This window comes from Mycobacterium sp., from assembly GCF_049585075.1.
Classification (GTDB): Bacteria; Actinomycetota; Actinomycetes; order Mycobacteriales; family Mycobacteriaceae; genus Mycobacterium.
Map to the genome: position 1 here is coordinate 1 of NZ_JBAUZA010000327.1, position 22,173 is coordinate 22,173.

15 protein-coding genes, 1 pseudogene and 1 riboswitch are annotated in these 22,173 nt (G+C 63.9%); of the genes and pseudogenes, 10 read left to right on the forward strand and 6 right to left on the reverse strand.

Going from position 1 to position 22,173, the window contains the following annotated elements:
- Positions 1-8 precede the first annotated feature (8 nt).
- Together WB785_RS15500 and WB785_RS15505 are read left to right on the forward strand one after the other, a co-directional pair.
- Positions 9-578 (forward strand): class I SAM-dependent methyltransferase, encoded by a 570-nt coding sequence (locus WB785_RS15500; protein ID WP_424080210.1) that lies wholly within the window; start codon positions 9-11, stop codon positions 576-578.
- Positions 578-1,060: a hypothetical protein gene (locus tag WB785_RS15505; RefSeq protein ID WP_424080211.1), complete on the forward strand. Its 483-nt coding sequence runs from the start codon at positions 578-580 to the stop codon at positions 1,058-1,060. The genes WB785_RS15500 and WB785_RS15505 overlap by 1 nt, the downstream gene beginning before the upstream one ends.
- Here the strand turns inward: WB785_RS15505 and ileS are convergent.
- Positions 1,057-4,170: an isoleucine--tRNA ligase gene (ileS, locus tag WB785_RS15510; RefSeq protein ID WP_424080212.1), complete on the reverse strand. Its 3,114-nt coding sequence runs from the start codon at positions 4,168-4,170 to the stop codon at positions 1,057-1,059. The two genes, WB785_RS15505 and ileS, sit on opposite strands and share 4 nt — an antisense overlap.
- A 283-nt stretch (positions 4,171-4,453) precedes the next feature.
- Entirely contained in the window at positions 4,454-4,828 is a 375-nt protein-coding gene (locus WB785_RS15515) for an amino acid-binding protein (RefSeq protein ID WP_424080213.1), read from the reverse strand.
- Positions 4,829-4,937: 109 nt separating this feature from the next.
- Here WB785_RS15515 and WB785_RS15520 point away from each other — a divergent pair, with 109 nt between their 5' ends.
- Positions 4,938-5,699, forward strand: coding sequence for a lipase family protein (locus WB785_RS15520; protein WP_424080214.1), 762 nt, complete (start codon positions 4,938-4,940; stop codon positions 5,697-5,699).
- A gap of 58 nt (positions 5,700-5,757) precedes the next feature.
- Here the strand turns inward: WB785_RS15520 and WB785_RS15525 are convergent, their stop codons facing one another.
- The 3 genes from WB785_RS15525 to WB785_RS15535 form a co-directional block, all read right to left on the reverse strand.
- The gene (locus tag WB785_RS15525; RefSeq protein ID WP_424080215.1) at positions 5,758-5,994 is read right to left on the reverse strand and encodes an Rv1535 family protein; all 237 of its coding nucleotides are present in this window, start codon (positions 5,992-5,994) and stop codon (positions 5,758-5,760) included.
- 272 nt (positions 5,995-6,266) lie between these two features.
- Positions 6,267-6,437: riboswitch (M-box (ykoK) riboswitch) on the reverse strand.
- A gap of 188 nt (positions 6,438-6,625) precedes the next feature.
- Positions 6,626-7,750 (reverse strand): NAD(P)H-dependent flavin oxidoreductase, encoded by a 1,125-nt coding sequence (locus WB785_RS15530; protein WP_424080216.1) that lies wholly within the window; start codon positions 7,748-7,750, stop codon positions 6,626-6,628.
- A 53-nt stretch (positions 7,751-7,803) separates the two neighbouring features.
- Positions 7,804-8,385 (reverse strand): carboxymuconolactone decarboxylase family protein, encoded by a 582-nt coding sequence (locus tag WB785_RS15535; RefSeq protein WP_424080217.1) that lies wholly within the window; start codon positions 8,383-8,385, stop codon positions 7,804-7,806.
- A 994-nt stretch (positions 8,386-9,379) separates the two neighbouring features.
- Between WB785_RS15535 and pks2 the strand changes: the two genes are divergently transcribed.
- The 7 genes and pseudogenes from pks2 (at position 9,380) to WB785_RS15570 (ending at position 20,311) form a co-directional block, all read left to right on the forward strand.
- A complete protein-coding gene (pks2, locus tag WB785_RS15540; RefSeq protein ID WP_424080218.1) occupies positions 9,380-15,661 on the forward strand; it encodes a sulfolipid-1 biosynthesis phthioceranic/hydroxyphthioceranic acid synthase in 6,282 nt (2,093 codons plus the stop codon).
- Positions 15,662-15,728: 67 nt separating this feature from the next.
- The gene (locus tag WB785_RS15545) at positions 15,729-17,138 is read left to right on the forward strand and encodes a condensation domain-containing protein (RefSeq protein WP_424080247.1); all 1,410 of its coding nucleotides are present in this window, start codon (positions 15,729-15,731) and stop codon (positions 17,136-17,138) included.
- A gap of 113 nt (positions 17,139-17,251) precedes the next feature.
- A pseudogene (locus WB785_RS15550) lies at positions 17,252-17,458 on the forward strand (glycosyl transferase); the annotation flags it as partial.
- Positions 17,455-18,699 (forward strand): glycosyltransferase, encoded by a 1,245-nt coding sequence (locus tag WB785_RS15555; RefSeq protein WP_424080219.1) that lies wholly within the window; start codon positions 17,455-17,457, stop codon positions 18,697-18,699. The pseudogene WB785_RS15550 and the gene WB785_RS15555, both read left to right, overlap by 4 nt.
- Positions 18,696-19,427, forward strand: a complete 732-nt coding sequence (locus WB785_RS15560) for a GAP family protein (protein ID WP_424080220.1) — start codon at positions 18,696-18,698, stop codon at positions 19,425-19,427. The genes WB785_RS15555 and WB785_RS15560 overlap by 4 nt, the downstream gene beginning before the upstream one ends.
- A 1-nt stretch (position 19,428) precedes the next feature.
- Positions 19,429-19,554 carry a hypothetical protein gene (locus WB785_RS15565; protein WP_424080221.1) on the forward strand — a complete coding sequence of 42 codons (126 nt, stop codon included), beginning with the start codon at positions 19,429-19,431 and terminating at the stop codon, positions 19,552-19,554.
- A 130-nt stretch (positions 19,555-19,684) separates the two neighbouring features.
- Positions 19,685-20,311, forward strand: a complete 627-nt coding sequence (locus WB785_RS15570; RefSeq protein ID WP_424080222.1) for a class I SAM-dependent methyltransferase — start codon at positions 19,685-19,687, stop codon at positions 20,309-20,311.
- Between the two features lie 88 nt (positions 20,312-20,399).
- Here the strand turns inward: WB785_RS15570 and WB785_RS15575 are convergent, their stop codons facing one another.
- The gene (locus WB785_RS15575; RefSeq protein ID WP_424080248.1) at positions 20,400-22,139 is read right to left on the reverse strand and encodes an AMP-binding protein; all 1,740 of its coding nucleotides are present in this window, start codon (positions 22,137-22,139) and stop codon (positions 20,400-20,402) included.
- Between the last annotated feature and the right edge of the window lie 34 nt (positions 22,140-22,173).

The following is a 22,173-nucleotide window of genomic DNA, read 5'->3' on the forward strand; positions in this document are numbered from 1 at the left end:
TCTAAATCATGGCCATGAACATCTGCCACCGGTTGTGTTGCGGCTCCGATCGCTATTTCAAAGTGGTCGAAGACGCGCTGTTGCCGTGGGTGCTTGGCGACGTCGAGTTGGGCGACAACGTGCTGGAGATCGGGCCTGGGTATGGCGCCAACATCCGGGTGCTGATCGACAAAGCGCCGCACTACACCGCGGTCGAGATCGACCAGCCGATGGCCGATCGGCTGAAAGACAAGTACGGCGACCGCGCCCGCATCATCCGGGGCGACGGCACCGACACCGGCTTACCATCCGAGGAATTCAGCTCGGTGGTGTGTTTCACCATGCTGCATCATGTTCCGACGCCGGCGTTGCAGGACCAGTTGTTCGCCGAAGCGTTTCGCGTGCTGCGGCCCGGCGGGGTGTTCGCCGGCAGCGACAGCGCGGCGTCAACCCTGTTCTCCATCTTGCATTTCCGCGACACCTGCAACCCGGTGTCGCCGGACACATTACCGGACCGGTTGCGCACAGCGGGTTTTGACGATGTGCATGTCGACGGCAATCACCGTCGGCTGCGCTGGTGCGCGCTCAAGGCAGGCTGATGCGCGACGAGAGCGGCGGAGCCTGGGCCCGGGTACGCGAGGAATGGGAGACTCGGCTCGAGCCCGGTGAACAGGCGACAGTTCTGGCCTGGTCGGCGTTTACCGTCACGTTCGCGGGCCTGCGCGCGCTCACACACTGGATCCGTGCCGGACACGGACCATCGGCCGGAGGAATGAGCGTAGGCGGCAAGCACTTCCACCACTACAACATCGGTATCGCAATGCTGGCGAGCGTGGCAGCCGTGGGCCTGCGCGGAACCGAGCGGCAACGGCGTCATCCCGCAGCCGCGATCGCCTTCGGGTCGGCGAATGCGATGATCGTCGACGAGTTGGCGCTGCTGCTCGACCTCAAGGACGTCTATTGGGCAACCGAGGGTCGCGAAAGCGTCGACGCCGCGATCGGGCTCATCGCCGCGGGCGGCACGATCGTTGCCGGCATGCCGTTCTGGCCGCACGCGCGCCGCGTGCTGCGAAACCTCTAGGCTTTGGCGATCGCGACCCGCACGCCGTCGCCGATCTCCACACCATCCGCCGGTTCGCCGAACTCGAAGCTGGTCGCCAGGATTTCCCCGGCGATCAGGTCGCGATGGGTGCTGGCCCAGTCGGCGCGCTGCGGCGGCACCGACATCACCACGCTGATCCGGTCCGAGACGTCCAGCCCGGTCGATTTCCGCAACTCCTGCAGCTCGCGGATGCGGTCCTTCGCCCAACCCTCGGCCTCGAGCTCAGGCGTCACCGTGGCGTCCAACACCACCAGCCCAGTACCGTCGGGCAGCGGGGCGGTGTACTCGGGATCAGCGGCCACCAGCCGGGAGCTGTATTCGTCGGGTTGCAGCACCGCCGGCCCCGCGGTCAGTGTCCCGTCGGCGTTGACGACGCCCTCGCCGGCCTTGACCGCTGTGATCGCCGCCTGCACGTCCTTGCCGAGTCGCGGACCGGCGACCCGGGCGTTGACGGTCAGCTCGAAACGACCGTAGGTGTCGATGTCCTCGGTGAGTTCAACCTCCTTGACGTTGAGCTCGTCGGCGATCAGATCGGCAAATGGTTCCAGCCGCTGTGGATTGTCCACGGCCACCGTGAGTTTCTGCAGCGGCAGCCGCACCCGCAACTTCTTCGCCTTGCGTAGCGATGAGGCCACCGAGCACACCTCGCGCACCTGATCCATCGCGGCGACCAACCCAGCGTCGGCGGGCAGCACCCCGGCTTCCGGCCAATCGGTGAGGTGCACCGACCGCTCGGCGGTAACACCTCGCCAGATGATCTCGGTGGTCAATGGCAGCAACGGTGCGGCCAGCCTCGCGGTTACTTCCAGCACGGTGTGCAGGGTATCGATCGCATCCGGATCCTCTTCCCAGAACCGCGAGCGAGACCGTCGCACGTACCAATTCGTCAACGCCTCAGTGAACTGACGCAGTTGCTCACATGCCCCGGAGATATCGCAGACGTCGAGCCCAGCGGTGAGGTCGTCGCGCAACACCGCCAATTTGGCCAGGATGTAACGATCCAGCACATTCGACGAATTAATGCGCCACGTACCGACTTTGGGCGCGTAGAGGGCCAAGAAGCTGTACGCGTTCCAGAACGGCAGCAGAACCTGGCGCACCCCGTCACGGATACCCTGCTCGGTGACGATCAAATTCCCGCCGCGCAGGATTGGCGAGGCCATCAAAAACCAGCGCATGGCATCGGACCCGTCGCGGTCGAACACCTCGCTAACGTCGGGATAGTTGCGCAGCGATTTGCTCATTTTCTGGCCGTCGCTACCCAGCACGATCCCGTGCGCCACACAGGTTTTGAAGGCAGGTCGGTCGAACAGCGCGGTGGCCAGCACATGCAGTGTGTAGAACCAGCCGCGGGTCTGCCCGATGTACTCGACGATAAAGTCGCCCGGGTAGTGCGTCTCAAACCAGTCGCGGTTCTCGAACGGATAGTGCACCTGCGCGTAAGGCATGGACCCCGAGTCGAACCACACGTCGAAAACGTCGGCGATGCGCCGCATCGTCGACCGCCCGGTGGGGTCGTCGGGGTTGGGCCGGGTGAGCTCGTCGATATACGGCCGGTGCAGGTTGTCCGGCCGCACGCCAAAGTCGCGCTCCAGCTCGTCGAGGCTGCCGTAGACGTCGATCCGGGGATAGGCCGGATCATCGGAGAGCCAGACCGGAATAGGCGTGCCCCAGTACCGGTTTCGCGAGATTGACCAGTCGCGGGCGCCCTGCAACCACTTGCCGAACTGACCGTCTTTGACGTGCTCGGGATACCAGGTGATCTGCTGATTCAGTTCGACCATCCGGTCCCGGAACTCGCTGACATTGACAAACCACGACGACACCGCCCGGTAGATCAGCGGATTGCGGCAGCGCCAGCAGTGTGGGTAGGGGTGCTCATAGGTTTCGTGGCGGATCAGGACCGCACCGTTGGCCGCAGCAGGGCCGCTGTGGTTTTTCAGGTCCCGGATGATCTGCGGGTTGGCTTGGAAGACGTGCTGGCCCTGGTAGTCGGCGACCGTCGCGTCGAATCTGCCCTTGGAGTCGACGGGGGTCACCGGAACGATGCCGGCTTTGTCGCCGGTTTCCTTGTCGTCCTCGCCGTAGGCGGGCGCCAGGTGCACGATGCCAGTGCCGTCGTCAGTGGTCACAAAGTCAGCGCCGAGCACCTGAAAAGCGTTGGGCGAGTCCATAAAATACGGAAACGGGGGCAAATAGCGCAAGCCCACCAGATCACTGCCGCGGTAGGTGCCAAGCACCTCCGGCTCATCGCCCAATTCTCGTGAATAGGCGGCCAGTCGAGCCTCGGCCAAAACCAGGCGGTGCTCCCCCGCCCGCACCTGCAGGTAGGTGACGTCGGGGTTGACCGCGACGGCCTGGTTGGACGGCAGCGTCCACGGGGTCGTCGTCCACACCAACAGATGCGCGCCGGCTAACTCACCGTCCGGCACGGTGAATCCGACGGTGATCGCCGGGTCCTGCCGACTCTGGTAGACGTCGTCGTCCATCCGTAGCTCGTGGTTGGACAGTGGGGTCTCGTCGCGCCAGCAGTACGGCAGCACCCGGTAACCCTCGTAGGCTAAGCCCTTATCCCACAACTGTTTGAACGCCCAGATCACCGATTCCATGTAGGACAGATCGAGCGTCTTGTAGTCGTTGGCGAAGTCCACCCAGCGGGCCTGACGAGTCACATAGGCCTGCCACTCGTCGGTGTAGCGCAACACCGATTCGCGGCAGGCTTCGTTGAACGCGGCGACACCCATCGAGTCGATCTGGGACTTGTCGGTTATCCCGAGCTGCCGCTCGACCTCGAGTTCGGCCGGGAGCCCGTGGGTGTCCCAGCCGAAGCGGCGTTCCACCTTGTAGCCGCGCATGGTGCGATACCGCGGCACGATGTCTTTGACGTAGCCGGTGAGCAGATGCCCATAGTGCGGTAGACCGTTGGCGAACGGCGGGCCGTCGTAGAACACATACTCCGGGGCGTCAGCCCGCCGCGCGATGCTGGCCCGAAAGGTCTCGTCGCTCGTCCAGTAGTCGAGGACCTCGAGCTCCAGCGCCGGCAAGTCGGGTGCACCGCCGGCCAGCTTGGGATAGGCGTTCTCGGTCACTGCGCGCGTCGTCTCCCTCGTGCCACAGTGCCATGCGGCACGCGGTGCCGCTGGCAGAGTTGTTAGGCCCGGGGACGACGTCGCGCAGGTGCGCAAGCGCCGCGGTACCACCCCGCATTGCCGCGCCGGGGCGCGGCCGCTCGTTGACGGCTGTGACGGGCCTACCCGTTCGGGTCTACTTGAGCTGTACCTCTAGGTACTGAGCCTGTTCTTCCGAAGGCTCCCCGGTGATAGCCGGATCGACGCCGCTGCGGGAGATTCTACGGGCACAAGCAAATCGGCTTCAGGCCAGCGCGGCCTTGGCATCGGCGAGATTGGCCGCGCCGAGCACCAGCCGGGTGTTGGTGGCGAGATAGGCGGTTTCCAGGTTGATCTTCGCGGCGCCGAGTTTGTGGACAACTTCGCCGAGCGCGCCGGGACGGTCTTTGATGTCCAGCACGATCACCTCTTGCTCCTCGACGATTTTGATTCCGGCGCTCTGCAGCGCCTCGAATGCGGAGGTGGCATCGTGCACCAGGATGTGCACCTCTGCCTGTCCTCCACCGCTGGTCAGGGCGCACAGACCAGCGATATTGACGCCCGCCTTGCCCAACACATCGCCGATCAGGGCCAGCTCGCCGGGCTCGTCGTCGAGATAGAGCGTTAGATCGGTCGCCATGACGCGCTCCCTTCGCACCAGGTCTGAGCGGATCGCATGTCCACGCTACCGCGGGGCACGCCGGCTGAGGATCCCCGAAACTAGACCGCGGCCTTCCTAGACTGCGGCTGTGGCGTTCGACGCGACGTTTGCCCGCGATGTGGTTCTGCCGCTGGCGGAGGCGGCGTACACGGTGATGAGCGGTAGTCAGGCCGTCCTGCCACCCGGTTACGCCCAGACCAGTTTGATCCAGGCTGATGCCGTGGTGCTCACCGCGATGACGAACCAGCACCCCGCCGTGGCTGCGATGACCAAAAACACCAACATCTTCGGGCTGATGGGCCGTAACCCGGCCACCCGCAGCGCATTCGTGTCATTTCGCGGCACTGCCGACGTCGAGGATTGGCTCGCGGACCTCGACGCCATCCCCGACGACTATCGCCCGGTCAGCGGATTCGGGCAGGTGCACGCCGGCTTTCAGGACGTGTACCAACTCGTTCGGAACAGCATCGCCACAAACTTGGCCACCGCGACAGCGGGCTGCGATGAGATCCTGATCACCGGGCACAGCCTGGGAGCGGCGCTAGCCGTACTCGCGGCGCCAGACGTATTCCGGGATATGCCGCCGAACAAGATTGAACCCCGGCTGATCACGTTCGCCGGCCCGCGGGTCGGCTTGCCTGACTTTGTCACTGCGTTCAACGCCGCGATCGAAAGCTGTTTTCGGGTAGTGAATTTTCTCGATATTGTGCCGTACGTCCCGCCGCCTCCATACGTGCATGTTGGCGCCCAGATCACCGTCGACAGCGGCGGGCCGGTCCAGGTCGGGTGGCGACACAGCCTGATCGCCTATCAAAACGGGCTATCGGCGTTCATTGCAGCCCAGCAATAATGCCGACGCTCCCGGCACCGAGGGGCAAACCACCTCAAGTGCCGGGAGCACAGTTTTGTTAGGCGCCAACCTCTAACACGCCGGCGCGCCACAGCGCGGCGTAGAGCTGACGCAACGGAACGCAGAGCAACCGAGCGGCGCCGGTGACCAACGGGTCGCCGCCGACCAGCTGTTGTTCGGGCCGCCGGGAGGTCCGCTTGGGCGCCGGCACTGCGGTCGGCGTCGGGGCAGGCACTGCCCTGAGCCGGCGTGCGGGCGCCGCCGTTACCACTTCGTCAAAGAGTACCGCGGTCATGATCGCCTCCTAGCGGAAAGTCAAACGGGCATAACGGGATTCGATGTCTGTCCGAATTGGCTTCCGATGAGGCGATGTGCTGCCTAGGCCAGAGAAAGGCTCAGCTTGCAGCCACGCGCCGGAGGCCGGATCGGGACGACACAGAGTCCGGATATCGATCCGGACTAGAACTGGAACTCATTCGTCCCTCACCTCCTCGCGGTCGCGCCACGTGCGGATAACCGCACAATTCACACGCAAGCAGGAGCATGGGAAACCCGATGACCTCGGGAACCGCACCCCACTCGTCAGAGATTTGGCACTACACGCCGTATCCGGAAACTCCGGAAGCCACTTGGGCTCAACCCTTAAGCCGGGAGGAGCTGTCCTGACCCTGGGCGTCTCTCGACGTTCGGGGTCAGTGGCCTATATCCGTGTAGACGCCTCACCTAACGAGGTGCTTACCCCGTCGACTATGCACGAACATCGCGCCCGGGTCAATTCGCCACGCCTAAAAACTTCCTGAGCGCCGTTAGGCACCTGACCAGCCGTTATGAGTTCGTAATTGTTTGCGGACGCAACCCCTTGATGACCGGCGAGACGACGAGATCGGCGGCGTCGGCGCGCAAACCCAGCGCGCGGGTGGCCTCCATCACCGATCGGTCAACTCGTCGAGACGTCCTACCGCATCGATGAACTCGGAGACCATGTCCAGCACCACTGCTCCCGCCGGCTGCACCTTGTCCAGCGAACCGACAACTTGGCCGACGAAGTAGGTGGCCAACTCACGGGCCCTGGAGTCGGGGTGGCCGGCGGCCCGATTGATGCGCAATTGCGGGTCGCCGATCAGCGCCGACTGCAGCGGCATACCGAGCGGGTCGGGGCTGCCGGGCCGCTCCCACTCGTCGGTCCAGGCAGTGCGCAGCATGCGCGCGGGCTTGCCGGTCAGCGACCGTGATCGCACGGTGTCCGACGAGGTCGCGGCCAGGAATTTGTCCTTCACGATCGGCAACGTCTCGGCTTCTTCGGTCGTCAGCCAGACCGACCCGCACCACACGCCTTCGGCGCCCAACGCCAACGCCGCGGCGATCTGGCGACCGCGGGCGATCCCGCCCGCGGCCAGCACCGGCAGCGGGGCCACCGCATCGACCACCTCGGGGACCAGCACCATCGTCGCCACCTCGCCGGTGTGCCCGCCGGCCTCGGTTCCCTGGGCGACAATCAGGTCTACCCCGGCTGCGGCGTGCCGCTGTGCGTGCTGGGTGGTGCCGGCGAGCGCGGCCACCAGCACATCGTTGTCATGGGCCCGTTGGACCAGGTCGGGCGGCGGCGGGCCGAGCGCGCTGGCAATCAGCCGGATGCGGTGGGCGAAGGCGACGTCGAGCAGCGGTTCGTAGCCCTTGGGCGAGATGTTGAGCTCGCCGGGCGGCAGACGGTGTTCGTCGGTGGGCACCGGGATGCCGTAACGCGTCAGTAGGTCGTCGACGAAGGCCCGGTGCTCCTCGGGCAGCAGCGCCTGGACTTGCCCAGCACCGATGCCACCGCGCTCCGCGCCCACATATTTCGGGGGGAGCAGCAGATCGACGCCGTACGGCTTGCCGCCGGTCTGCTCCTCGATCCAGGTCAGCTCGGTTTCCAGCCGCTCCGGGCTGTGCGCGACGGCGCCGAGGACGCCGAATCCACCGGCGTTGGAAACGGCGGCCACCACGTCGCGGCAGTGGCTGAACGCACAAATCGGGAACTCCACGCCGAGCATCTCGGCGACTCGGGTGCGCATGCCGGGAACCTATGAGTCAAGGACTGACGTGTCAATCGCGATTGAGCTCTTCTTCACGTCGTCGGAGCCTGGCCGTCCGGTGGCCAGCTCGCTAAACCGTCTTCCAGCGGAACCTGCAGGCTGTGCAGGATCGACGCGACCATGCGCCACGCGCCGATCGCGGTGACAAGCTCCACCAGCAGAGCTGGATCGGTGCCGAGTTCGCGTTGACACGCCGCCCAGCTTTCGCTGCTCACCGCGCCGTCGCGCACCACGTCGTCGGTGGCCGACAACACTGCCCGCTCCGCGGGCCCGAATGCCGCGTGGGCCTGCCAATCCCGCACGCCGAACAGGTCATCGGCGCTGACCCCGAGACCCTGCGCGACCCGCCAGTGCTGTGTCCATTCGTAATCGGAGGCGGTCAGCCAGCCGATGCGCATGATCAGCAGTTCGCGCAGCCGGGAGTCCAGCCTTCCGCGCCACAGCATGATGGCCAGCAGATCGTTGAGGGCGCAGGCCAGCTTGGGGTGGTTCAGCAGCACCTGGAAGATGGCGAGCTCAGCCATGTAATCGGGCACGCCCGCCTCGTCGGCGGCGGCCTTGGCCTCAGCGAGCGGCAAACGGGGAACGCGGGCTTCTCCACTGGGTTCGGTCAAGGTGTCAGCACTTCGTGAACTGGCCGGAGGAATCCCGGCACAAGTGGGTTGAACAAGGTCGCAAAGCAAAGATGGGATCAGCGTATCGGGCACCGGTACGCCATCGAACCCGTGGCCAGCTATTGGCATTCTGCCCCGTCCGCCGCACAGCCCTGGCTCGCGGTCCGCGGGGACGAACCCCAAGGATCAGCAAGGGCCATCACGGGCCGTATCGTTGGAATAGACGTCCGTCATCTGGATGCCTGATCCAGAACTCGGCATCGAAGTCTGCGCTAGCGTGGCGCTCCTATATCTCGCACACGAGGAGAGCCCTTAGCTGGCCGTCAAGCTAGAGCTGGGCCGCTTGCGTAGAGCGGCCAGTGGACGCTTGCGGGCGTGCGCAGGCTACGGTTATATCGCTGTTGCTCAACGTCTTTCGCGTAATCCCGCGAGCCTGCAGCTCCCAATGGCGCCATTCCAGCCAGTCGACATCGCGCCGGACCTATAGCTCACCGTCAGTGCTCGGCAGAAATGACGCACCCAGAGCCAATCGGAAATCGGGCGCATAATTACGCCAGTCGTGACGCCTAATACCGCCGCGAAGGAGAAACATAGAAGAGGCTTATAAAATGGTGGAAATTGTGATTGTAACTGGGCCGCATTGCAATTTTCAGAATAGTTATAAAATAGCTAGTATTTACAATTTAAACCTGCGAATAAAATACCACAATTAGGTAACAATCGTGCCGGCATATCTTTCAATGATATACGCGTGTTGAATAATAGCGGGGCAGGCATAAAGGTCCTCTGACGTGCACAAAAGCCTTGATTTCATACCCTGTGTAACTGCCGTGTTGACAGTAAGTAACTGCTGAGCTCGCCGGGGTTTTACATCTCGACGCAGGCGCCAAGCACACCCGCTCTGCTGCCGCTTCCTGGGCGCGGTCGTCATTTCGCCTCGAAGATAGCCATTTCCATCTCTCCGCACTCAGATTCGGCCTATTCTTTGCTCCATATGAACAGCACGCCCGCTACTCCGATTGCCATCATCGGGATGGCTTGCCGGCTTCCCGGAGGCATCGAATCGCCGGACCAATTATGGCGCGCGTTGCTGCGCGGCGATGACCTGGTCACCGAGATTCCACCCGACCGATGGGACGCCGACGACTACTACGACCCCAAGCCGGGCGTGCTCGGTCGGTCGGTGTGCAAGTGGGGCGCGTTTCTGGACAACGTCGCCGACTTCGATCCCGAGTTCTTCGGAATCAGCGAGAAAGAAGCGACTGCGATGGATCCGCAGCACCGCTTGCTGCTGGAAACTTCGTGGGAGGCCATGGAGCACGGCGGTTTCACCCGGGAGAAACTAGCCGACTTGCGAACCGGCGTCTTCGTGGGATTAATGCATGCCGACTACCAGTTCGTGCATGCCGATGCCCAGGCCCTGGAGGGACCGTACGGATATCTCGGTAACAGCTTCGCCATGGGGTCGGGGCGGATCGCCTACGCCATGGGACTGCACGGTCCGGCGATGACGGTGGACACCGCATGCTCGTCTGGCCTCGCGGCTATCCACCTTGCCTGCCGCAGCCTGCACGACGGCGAAAGCGACACCGTGCTGGCAGGCGGCGCTTCGGTGATGCTTGAACCCCGCAAGGCCGCTTCTGGCTCGGCCATCGGCATGCTGTCTCCGACCGGACGCTGCCATGCGTTTGACGTGGCCGCCGACGGATTTGTGGCCGGCGAGGGTTGCGTCGTGATGCTGCTTAAACGGTTACCCGACGCGCTTGCCAGTGGCGACCGGATCCTCGCTGTGATACGCGGCACGGCCGCCAATCAGAATGGCCACACGGTGAATATCGTGACACCGTCGGGGCCTGCACAGGTCGCGGCCTACCGTGCGGCGTTGGCCGCGGCGGAGGTGGATCCCCGCAGCGTAGGCATGGTCGAGGCACACGGCGCTGGCACCCCGGTGGGTGACCCCATCGAATACGCGAGCCTTGCCAAGGTGTACGGCGTCGACGGCCCGTGCGCGCTCGCATCGGTGAAGACCAACTTCGGACACACCCAGTCGGCCGCCGGAGCGCTTGGGCTGATGAAGGCCGTCCTCGCCGTCCGGCATGGTGTCATTCCGCGCAATCTCCATTTCACCCGGATGCCGGATGAGTTCGCTCAGATCGAGACCAACCTCTTTGTACCGCAAACGAATACGCCGTGGCCAGCAGAGAACGGTCGCCAAGGGCCTCGACGGGCGGCGGTGTCGTCTTACGGGTTCTCGGGAACCAACGTGCACGCCGTCCTGGAACAGGCCCCCGAAGCCACTGCGCCCGAGGATGTCTCAGCCGAATCGCCGACAACGGCACCACTGCTGTTCCCGCTATCGTCCACGTCGGCCGACGAACTGCGCCGCACTGCCGGCCGGCTGGCCGACTGGGTGGACGCACACGAGGACGTCGCGTTGGCGGACCTGGGCTACACGCTGGCGCGGCGGCGCGCCCACCGACCGGTCCGAACCACCGTTATCGCCAGCACCTTGCCCGAGCTGACCCAGGCGTTGCGCGAGGTCGCCGACATTGATACTCCGCATCAGGCCACGGTCGGGCGCGATGATCGGGGTCCGGTGTGGGTGTTCTCCGGGCAGGGTTCGCAGTGGACGGCGATGGGCGCTGACCTGCTCGCGAACGAGCCCGCGTTCGCCGCGACCGTCGCCGCGGCGGAGCCGCTGATCGCCCACGAATCCGGATTCTCGGTGACCGAGGCGATGTCGGCACCCCGGATCGTGACCGGTATTGACCGGATCCAGCCGACGCTGTTCACCATGCAGGTCGCCCTGGCCGCCACCATGAAGGCACACGGGGTACGCCCGGGCGCAGTTATTGGCCACTCCCTCGGGGAGGCTGCGGCGGCTGTCGTTGCCGGCGCCTTGTCGCTGGAAGACGGGGTGCGGGTGATCTGCCGCCGTTCGCGGCTGATGACCCACATCGCCGGCACCGGGGCCATGGCATCGGTGGAACTACCGGCCGATCAAGTGCTTTCGGAGCTGGTGGCTCGCTGCGTTGATGACGTCGCGGTGGCAGTGGTGGCCTCGCCGCAGTCCACAATGATCGGCGGCGCCACCGAGACGGTCCGCGATCTGATAGCAGCGTGGGAGCGGCGTGATGTGATGGCCCGCGAGATCGCCGTCGACGTCGCAACCCACTCCCCCCAGGTAGAGCCGATTCTCGACGAGGTTTCAGATGTCTTGGCAGGGCTGAACCCGATGACGCCAGACGTTCCCTATTACTCCGCGACGCAGTTCGACCCGCGAGAATCGCCGGTGTGCGATGGCTTCTACTGGGCCGACAATCTGCGCCATACAGTGCGGTTCGCAGCGGCTGTGCAGGCCGCATTGGAGGATGGGCATCGGGTTTTCGCAGAACTGGCACCCCACCCCCTGCTTACCCACGCTCTCCAGCAGACCGCCCGCAGCCTGGATATGCCACTGGCCGCACTGGCCGGCATGCGCCGCAACCAAGCGCTATCGCACGGGCTGCGCGACTTTCTGACGGAGCTGCACAACGCGGGCGCGGCGGTGGACTTTTCGGTGCTGTACCCGGCGGGGCAGATGGTGGACGCACCGCTGCCGACCTGGACGCACCGTCGGCTTTTTCTAAACCGGGACGGTCAGGAATCCCAAACACGCAGCGGTTCAACCGTTTCAGTTCATCCGTTGTTGGGGCAGCATGTGCGCCTGCAGGAGCAACCGGAACGGCACGTGTGGCAGGCCGAGGTCGGCACTGCCGCGCAACCGTGGCTGGGCGATCACCAGATTTGCAACGCCGCTGTCCTTCCGAGAGCGGCCTACTGTGAGATGGCACTGGGTGCGGCCCGCGCGGTTCTTGGCGAGGAGTCCGAGGTCCGTGACATCCGCTTCGAGCACGATCTTCTGCTGGATGCGCGGACCACCGTCGGCGCCGCCGCGTCGATGGCCTCGCCGGCCGTCGTCAACTTCGCGGTGGAGACTGACCGGGATGGGGAGCACGTGCGGCGGGCCGCCGCAGTCCTTTACGCCGTCGGGGACGATGACCGACCGCCCGCGCACGACGTGGCCGCTCTGCTGGCGGCGCACCCGCGCACTGTGCATGGAGCCGAGCTTCGAAAATGGTGGGATCAGCGCGGTATCCAGTTGGGTCCTGCCTTCACCGGACTAGCCGCCGCCCGCATCGCCGACGGAACCGGTGCCACAGTGCTGGCCGAGGTCAGGCTGCCTGGCTCGATCCGCTTTCGGCGCAGCTACGCAGTGCACCCTGCGCTGCTAAATGCCTGCTTTCACTCGGTGGCGGCTCACCCCAGTGTCGTTGACGTTTGCAATGGCGGTCTGCTGCTGCCGCTGAGCGTCCGTCGGCTGCGGGTATACGGTTCCACCAGCGACGCGCGCTACTGCTACTCGCAACTGACCAGAGTCGCGGACGCGGAGGTTGAGGCTGACCTCGACGTCTTGGACGAGCACGGGGCGGTGCTGTTGACCGTACGCGGGCTGCAGATGGGCCTGGGGATCTCGCAAAGCAACGAGCGCGATCGTGTGCTGAACGAGCGGCTGCTCACCATAGAGTGGCAGCAGCAGGCGCTGCCTGAGTTGGCGCACACCGATGCAGGAGCGTGGCTTCTCGTCAGCACTTCCACAACCGCGGATGCACTGGCAACCCAGTTGACCGATGCGTTGAAACTCAATGGTGCGCAATGCACTTCCGTGTGCTGGCCGCAGCACGCCGACCACTCGTCGAATGGCGAAGCGTTGCGCAGCCAGCTCCGAGCCGCTCGATTCGAAGGACTAGTGGTCCTGACGGAACCGAAGAACGGCGACCCCGACGAGCACATTGCGTTCCAGGGCGGCGAATACGTGCGGCATCTGGTGCGCATCGCCCGCGAATTGGCGGAGGTCCCCGGCGGCGCGCCTCGCTTGTACCTCGCAACCAGGAATGCCCAATCCGTGCTACCCGACGACGTGGCCAACCTGGCGCAGGCTGGGCTGCGCGGTTTGATGCGGGCGATCGGCGCCGAACATCCGCATTTGCTTGCCACCCAAATCGACATGGACGAAGCTATCGACGCCGAACAGCTTGCGCGGCAACTGCTCAGCGGATCCGAAGAGGACGAGACCGCTTGGCGTAACCGGGAGTGGTACACCGCCCGCCTTTGTCGCGCTCCGCTTCGTCCCGAGGAACGACGAACCACGGTGGTCAACCACGGGCGCGACGGTGCACGCCTGCGAATTCGAACGCCCGGGCACCTGGACACAATGGAACTGGCCGCATTTCACCGCGTTCAGCCGGGGGCGGGGCAGATCGAGGTCGCGGTAAGCGCATCCAGCGTCAACTTCTCCGATGTGCTTGTCGCGACGAGCCGCTCCCCCAGCATTGACGGACAGCAACCAGAGCTGGGTATGGATTTCGCCGGCGTCGTCACGGCGGTCGGGCCGGACGTGAGCAACCACCACGTCGGTGATCGTGTCGGCGGCTTTTCCGGAAACGGCTGTTGGGCCACGTTTGTCACGTGCGACGCCCGGCTGGCCGTCACGCTGCCCACCGGCCTGACCGACCATCAGGCGGTCGCAGTGGGTACCGCGTATGCCACCGCCTGGTATGCCCTGCACGATCAGGCCAGGATTGCCTCGGGCGACCGGGTCTTGATCCACTCGGCGACCGGCGGCGTAGGCCAGGCAGCCGTAGCGATGGCCCGCGCGGCAGGAGCCGAAATCTTCGCCACCGCTGGCAGCCACCAGCGTCGACAGCTGTTGCGCAACATGGGGATCCAGCATGTTTACGATTCGCGGAGCGTGGACTTCGGCGAACAGATGCGCCGCGATACCGACGGCTACGGCATGGATATCGTGCTCAACTGCTCAACCGGCACAGCACTACGCGCCGGAATCGAGTTGCTGGCCATCGGCGGACAGTTCGTCGAGATCGGCAAACGCGACGTCTATGGCAACACCCGGCTGGAGCTCTTCCCGTCCCACCGCAACCTCACGTTCCACTATGTCGACCTGGCGATGCTGTCGATCGGCCGCCCCCAACGCGTCGGGGATCTGCTGCGCACAGTGTTCCGGCTAGTAGCTGATGGAGAATTGCCTCCCGCGAAGCACACCGACTACCCACTAGTCGAAGCGGCCACCGCGATCAGGGTCATGAGCGCGGCCGAGCACACCGGCAAACTTGTGCTCGACGTCCCGCAGGCCGGGTCTCGCACTGCGGTACTGCCACCGGAGCAGGCTCCGATTTTCCGTCGTGACGGCGCCTATCTGATCACCGGGGGCTTGGGCGCGCTTGGGCTCTTCCTCACCGAGAAGATGGCCACGGCGGGCTGCGGGCGCATTGTGTTGACCTCCCGCTCTCAACCGAATTTAAAGGCACTGGAGACAATCGAGCTCATCCGCGCAATCGGCGCCGACGTCGTGGTGGCGTGCGGCGACATCACCGAGCGCGAGACAGCCGAACGCTTGGTGGCCGTGGCGACCGCCAACGGACTCCCGTTGCGCGGGGTATTGCACGCCGCAGGGGCGGTCGAGGGCGCCACGCTGCCCAACATCACCGATGAGCTCATCGATCGCGACTGGGCGCCAAAGGTGTACGGCGCTTGGCATCTGCACCGGGCAACCACCAACCAGCCGCTCGACTGGTTCTGCTCATTCTCCTCGGCAGCCGCGCTGGTGGGCTCGCCTGGTCAGGGCGCATACGCGGCGGCCAACAGCTGGCTAGACGCATTCACTCGGTGGCGCCGGGCTCAGGGCCTTCCGGCCAGCGCGATCGCATGGGGAGCATGGAGTGAGATCGGGCGCACCGCGTCGCTGGCAGAAAGCAATGGCGCCGCGATGATCACACCCAACGACGGCGCCTACGCTTTCGAGTCGCTGTTACGGCACGACCGCACCTGCACCGGCTATATGCCGTTCATCGGAATGCGGTGGTTAGTGGCGCTTGGGCAACGCAGCCCGTTCGCTGAACTCTTCAAACCCACGGGGCAAAGCCGCACGGACACAGATAAATTCCGCGCCGAACTCACGGCGTTGGCGCGGGAAGAGTGGCCGACCCGGCTGCGGCATCTGGTGGGTGAGCAAGTCAGCCTCATTCTGCGGCGTTCCATCGACCCGGATCGTCCGGTGTCCGAGTGCGGACTTGACTCGCTTGGCTACCTCCAACTGCGCACGCGCATCGAGATGGAAACAGGCATCCGCGTGGGCTCCACAGATATCACCACCATTCGAGGTCTGGCCGACTACCTGTGCGGAGCATTGGCGGACCTCGAAGGCGCTCCGGCGTAACAGGTCTCGGTGAGCTGCAATTGCTGAAGGACTCGGAGGACGAGTGATAGAAGTCGCGAAAGTGGAAGTGGGAACAATCCACGATTGGGCGCCCGAACCCGGCTCATTCGTGTCATGGCAGCCATCGCCTGCGACCCTCGCGAAAGTCCGGCAAGCGCCGATAACCGCTGTCCCGGCGAGTTATACGCAAGCCCAGCACCTTCGTGACTATCGCGCGTACGCCGCCCGGGGTCTGGATATGTCACGGTTGGTCATTGCAACCTGGTCCATACCCGGCCGATGCGATATCCGTGCCATGACGTATGTCATCAACGCTCACCTTCGTCGCCACGACACCTACCGCAGTTGGTTCGACGACACCGATCGCGAACACATCGTCCATCGGACCATCGCCGAAGCCAGCGACATCAACCTCGTCCCGACCAAGTACGGCGAGATAACGCCCGCAGAATTGCGAAGCCATCTACTGGCTACCCCGGGTCCGCTCCAATGGGATTGCTTCCGCTTCGCAATCATTCAGCGCGCCGACCACTTCACATTCTGCGTATCCATCGACCATCTCCACACCGACGCAATGTTTTTCAGCTTGGCATACGCGGAGATCCATGTCATGTATGCCACCGTGACGAGAGGTGGCGCTCCCATCTCGCTGCCGGAGACCAGCAGCTATCACGCTTACTGCGTCCGGCAGCGCCGGCACACGTCCGCGCTGACCTTAGAGTCCGCGGAGGTAAGGGAATGGATCGAATTCTTCGAGAACAACGACGGAACCCTTCCCGACTGGCCGCTGCCACTCGGTGACCCATTCGTGCCGTGCGACGTCATCGGCGCACAGCTGCTGGACAAGCGACAGACTCTCGAATTCGAATCCGTTTGCCTATCCGTCGGGGCTCGGTTCTGCGGCGGCGTGTTCGCGTGCACAGCGCTTGCCGAATACGAATTGACGGGCGCTGAAACGTATTACGGAGTTGTTCCCATTGATATTCGGCGCACTCCGGCAGATTTCGTGACAACAGGCTGGTTCATAGGCTACGTGCCGATGACCGTTCCTGTCGCGTCGTCTTTCGGTGCGACGGCCAGAGCCGCGCAGGCATCCTTTGATTCGGGTAGAGATCTGGCGGACGTGCCGCTCGATCGGGTACTGGAATTGGCGCCGTGGCTGAGGAAAGCTGAATGGGGCGCTCCCTTGATGTTCTACCTCGAGGCTGGTATCCCTCCCCTTTCTGCAGTCGCCAACTCTCAATTGGACGGATTGAATGCCGGGCTCTACGGCGACGGCAGAATTCTCCTGGGTCGAATCAATATCCGGGTGATTCGGCTTGAAAACGAGACCCAATTGGTGGTGGTGTTCCCGAAGAACCCGATCGCCAGCGAATCGGTTAGCCGTTATGTAAGGGCCATGAAATCGGCGTTTACCAGCGTCGCGGAGGGCTGCACTGCTGTTGCACCTCCGCAGAGCGTCGCTGGCATCCGATGAAGTGGGTGCACGCAGACAGCGAGATCGCCACCCGGGACTGGGCAGCGGCGAGCCCTAGGCTGACGTCGCTGCCGGACTGGGCCGAACTGCTAGTAACGGGCCAGGTCTACCAAATCTGGGCAGCGCAAATCAAACGGCTGAAAGTCGGCTCCGCCCGGCGCTTCTCGAGCACCACCTGGGAATCGCTGGTGTCCGATCTCCGCGCCATCCTCGCCCCGCACCACCTCACCCAAGCCCGAGAGGTCGCCACCCACATGACCAAACCCGCCGCCAGCGTTACCACCGCCGCCGATCTACTAGAAGACAGGCTCCGCCAATGAAATTTGCGTTGGCAGCCCATGGACTTCGCGGCGATGTCGAGCCCTGCGCCGCCGTTGGCCTGGAGCTTCTGCGCCGCGGCCACGAAGTGGTCATGGCGGTCCCGCCGGACCTGGTTGGCTTCGTCGAATCGGCCGGCCTTGCGGCAGTCGCCTCCGGGCCGCAGTGGCAACTGGAGCCGAAGGATTTCGCCCGCAACTTCTGGAAGATCCACCATCCGATCAAGTTGGTGCACGCAGTCCGCGAAGCTATAGAGTTCGCCACACGGGGTTTTGCGGAGATGAGCAAGACCCTGACGTCGCTGGCGGACGGGGCCGACCTGCTAGTGACGGGCGCGCCTTTCCAGGAGGTCGCCGCCAATGTCGCGGAGTATTACGACATTCCGCTGGCCGCACTGCACTACTTCCCGATGTGCGTGAACGGCCAGCTCATTCCGGGGCTGCCCTCACCGCTGATGCGCTCAGCAATGACGATGGCCTGGTGGATATATCGGGGCATGACGAAGCAGGCCGAGGACACGCAGCGCGCTGAATTGGGCCTGCCCAAGACAACAGGCCCGTCACCGCGACGGATCGCCGAACGCGGATCGCTCGAGATCCAGGCCTACGACGAGTTCTGCTTCCCCGGGCTGGCAGCGGAGTGGGCGGATTGGGCTGGCCGAAGACCCTTTACCGGCGTGCTGACAATGGAGTTGCCGACGGATAACGACGACGACGTCTTCTCATGGATTGCCGCTGGAACACCACCGATCTACTTCGGCTTTGGCAGCATGCCGCTCGAATCTCCCGCCAGCACAGTAGAACTGATCAGCAGCGCCTGCGCGCAGCTAGACGAACGAGCCCTGATCTGCTCGGGCGGCAGCGACTTTCGCCACATCCCCCATGTCGACCACGTAAAAATCGTGAGCGACGTCAACCACGCGGCCATCTTTCCCACCTGCCGCGCCGTCGTCCACAAAGGCGGCGCGGGCACCACCGCCGCCGGAATACGCGCCGGAATCCCCACCCTGATCCTGTGGATGGGGGCCGATCAACCAATCTGGGCAGCGCAAATCAAACGGCTGAAAGTCGGCTCCGCTCGGCGATTGTCGAGCACCACCCGGGAGACCCTGGTTGCCGACCTCCGCGCCATCCTCGCCCCGCAATACCTCACCCGAGCCCGCGAGGTCGCGACCCACATGACCAAACCCGCCGCCAGCGTTACCACCGCCGCCGATCTACTAGAAGACGGGCTCCGCCGATGATATGGGGTACGGTGCTGGCGCTTGCGCTTGTGGTGGCGCCAGACCCAACGCGCCTCGCCATCGTCGCACTCTTGATTTCGCGGCCACGGCCCCTGGTCAACTTGCTCGTGTTCTGGCTCGGCGGTATGGCATCGGGCACCGCCATCGCCCTCGGTTCAGTAATGCTGCTGCACGACTTCGCACTTATGGTTACCCAACACGTGGCGTCTGCGTTTGCAGCCCTTAAGAGCGGGTATGTCGGAATCGTCATTGGTGCGTGCGCGCTGCTGATCGCCGCGCTACTGTCCGCGCGATTGCGTCAGCGAGCGACGGTGGCGATACCCAGCGGTGATTCGCCGGTTCTGGTATCGGAGCCGAGCCCAGCGAACGCATTTTCCCGGCTGTCGACGCGCGCCCGCGGTGCGCTGGTAGGCGGGTGTCTGTGGGTGCCGTTTGTGGCCGGCTTCGGATCAGCGCCGCCGCACGTCGAGTATCAGATCGCAATCGCCGCCATCCTGACCTCGGGCGCCCCTATGGTTACGCAGATCAGCGCAGCAATGATGTTCACCGTTGTGGTGCTTGCAGCCGTCGAGATCCCGCTCGTCAGCCACCTGGTGACACCGGAGAGGACCTACGCGGTCATGCTGCACGCACACGACTGGATGCGTGCTCACCGTCGGCAGCTCCCCCCCGCCATCGCCGCGGTGACGGGAGTCTTCCTACTGACCAGCGGGATAGGAAGCATCTGAGGTGGACGGCAAGATCGCCGCCACCATCATCGGCTATCAACCTGGTGTCGAGAACATAAAGCCCCCTTTGCGTGAGGTTGCCGCGCATATGCTGGCTGAGTTCGGCCTGGCGGGCGAGATCGATTGACGAATTCTCCCCGGCGCCAACAGCGTCTAAGCGAGGCCGACTCGGTGAAGCTAGGGACGGAACGGATGACCGAGACTTTAATCGTTGATTTGCTTGCTGCTCGGTCACGGCTGGAGAGAGGTTAACGTCAGTGCAGGGCGCGCGAGGGATTCAGTGGGAGATCCTGCGGTATCTGTGGCTGCGAGGGCGATTCCCGATGGAGGGAACGAGTTCCGCACGACAACTGCGCTTCCTGATGTCCATCGTGCAGCGCACAAACGCGCGCCGGATTGCAGAAATCGGATTCAATACCGGCACCTCAAGCTACGCCTTCCTCAACGCCCACCCCCACACCCATGTCGTTGCGTTTGACCTGAACGAGCATGCGTCGGTGCGGACGGCTAAGAAGTTGATCGACAGCAAATTCCCCGGCCGGCATACGCTGATCTACGGAGACTCCCGCGAGAGCGTGCCGGAATACGCCCGTCGCAATCCCGATTCGCGGTTCGATCTGGTGTTCATCGACGGCGGGCATGAGTACGAGGTCGCCGTGGCTGACCTGGCCAACGTGTGCGCGCTATGCACCCGCGAAACGGTGGTAATCATGGATGATCTGTGCCCCTGGCGTTCCTACGGCATTGGGCCGGCGAGGGCGTGGGGCGACGCGGTCCGCAGGGGTGTGGTGCGCCAGGACGCCCTATTTAAGGACGGCAAGCCCACCAAGGTGATTGAGCGACCGGCGAAACGGGCATGGGCTGTCGGCGGCTACATCTTTTGACTAAGTGGTTGGCGCGGGGCTCGACATCAACGCGACTTGCACAACTTGCCAGGCAAGTTTCCTCGCGGAAGCCTTATTCGCGGCGCGCTTAAGCATCCAAGCGGGTGAATTGATTTTGCCGGTACTGCTCGGCGCACGCAGCCCGCCTGACCTTGCCACTGGTGGTGATAGGAATCGAACCAGGTGCTACCAGAACGAGATCCGCGACAGCGAGACCGTGCAAGTTTGAAATCGCCGAGCTAACTTCGCCTTTGACGCTGACGAGCTTGTCCATCGCGACCTCGTCGGAGTCCGCACGCATCGTGAACTCGATGATCGCGACCAGCTTCTCCGTGTCCTCATCCGTGACCGATATCGCCGCGCAACGTCCCCGCGTGATCTCCCAGACCGTCGCTTCGATGTCGTCAGGAGAGTGGTTGCGCCCATAGACGATCAACAGGTCCTTGTTGCGGCCGATGATGAACAACTCGCCATCGAAGAAGAAGCCCGAGTCCCCGGTACGTAGCCATGGCTCTTGCGGCGTGCCAGTGGACGAAGTGAGAAGCCTTGCGCCGAAGGTGCTTTCCGTCTCTTGAGGTCTCTGCCAATAGCCCGTCGCGACGTTCGCGCCATGCACCCAGATCTCACCGACGGTTTCTGGGGGACACTCGATACAGGTATCGGGATCGACGATGCGGATTGTCTGCGACCGCGGTGCGCCGTAACTGATGAGCGGCCTACCGTCTCCGCTTTCGCAGCGCTTCGCGCGGCCGGCGGACAGTTTGTCCGATTCGAAGTGCACGATTCGTGGCGGCTGAGCCGGTGCCCGGGTCGCCACGTAGACCGTTGCTTCTGCAAGCCCATACGATGGCCGTATCACCGTGTCGCGGAGATTGAACTTGGCGAACCGCTCAGTAAAGCGCCGCAGCGTCGTGGGCTGCACTCGCTCGGCACCGTTTTGGATGATTAGCACGTCCCCGAGATCCAGCCCGGCCATGTCCTCGTCGGTGGTTTTCCGTGCCGCCAAGTCGAAAGCGAAGTTCGGCGCCGCGGAAAACACATGACCACTGCTGGCAACCAATTGCATCCAACGGGCTGGACGCTGCAAAAACGCCACTGGACTCGTGAACACACCCGGGACGCCGGCCAGAATCGGTGCGCAAATTCCTAAGATCAAACCCAGATCATGATAGAACGGCAGCCACGACACAGTAGCGGTGCCCGGCGGAGCAACCTTTCCATACTCCAGAAAGTAGTCGGACATGATCTGTTTAAAGTTGGCCAGAAGATTCCGGTGCGAGATCATGACCCCGGCGGGCCGACGGGTCGACCCAGACGTGTATTGCAAGTAGGCAGTAGCGGGTGGAGTATTGAGCCTGCGCGGCGCTGCTCGGGAGTAGTCCAGGTCCAGCGAATCAACCTCGATGACTGATGGACCGGATTCACCGTTGTGTGGTTGGGCGTACTTGCGGACATCGCTGACGACCGAGGAGGTCGTTAAAATGACCGACGGCGATGTGTCATGCAGGATCGAATCAACCCGCTCATCGTGGGCGCCGCTCATAGGAGCCGAAAGCGGAACTGCGATGAGCCCGGCCTGCAACGCTCCCAGAAACGCGGCGATGTAGTCGAGCCCCTGTGGTGCCAATATCACCGCCCGGTCGCCAGTCGACGCGCGAAGGCCGAGCTCATGTGCAACGTTTAAGGTTCGCCGATACGCCTGAGACCAGGTAAGGCTTTTGGTAACACCGGCCCAATCCTGCTCGTAGTCAACGAACGTGAAGGCAGTGCCATTCGGCCTGAAACCGGCACGCTCACGCAGCACATCCGAAATGAAAGAACCGCTCACAGGTATCTCTTTACCTTCATTGGTCGCCGCTGCG

Bases quoted from the DNA above. Each gene is read 5' to 3' on its own strand.
- WB785_RS15500 (WP_424080210.1), top strand. From the start codon at position 9: ATGGCCATGAACATCTGCCACCGGTTGTGTTGCGGCTCCGATCGCTAT.
- WB785_RS15505 (WP_424080211.1), top strand. From the start codon at position 578: ATGCGCGACGAGAGCGGCGGAGCCTGGGCCCGGGTACGCGAGGAATGG.
- WB785_RS15515 (WP_424080213.1), bottom strand. From the start codon at position 4,828: ATGGCGACCGATCTAACGCTCTATCTCGACGACGAGCCCGGCGAGCTG.
- WB785_RS15525 (WP_424080215.1), bottom strand. From the start codon at position 5,994: ATGACCGCGGTACTCTTTGACGAAGTGGTAACGGCGGCGCCCGCACGC.
- WB785_RS15530 (WP_424080216.1), bottom strand. From the start codon at position 7,750: ATGCGCACCCGAGTCGCCGAGATGCTCGGCGTGGAGTTCCCGATTTGT.
- pks2 (WP_424080218.1), top strand. From the start codon at position 9,380: ATGAACAGCACGCCCGCTACTCCGATTGCCATCATCGGGATGGCTTGC.
- WB785_RS15555 (WP_424080219.1), top strand. From the start codon at position 17,455: ATGAAATTTGCGTTGGCAGCCCATGGACTTCGCGGCGATGTCGAGCCC.
- WB785_RS15560 (WP_424080220.1), top strand. From the start codon at position 18,696: ATGATATGGGGTACGGTGCTGGCGCTTGCGCTTGTGGTGGCGCCAGAC.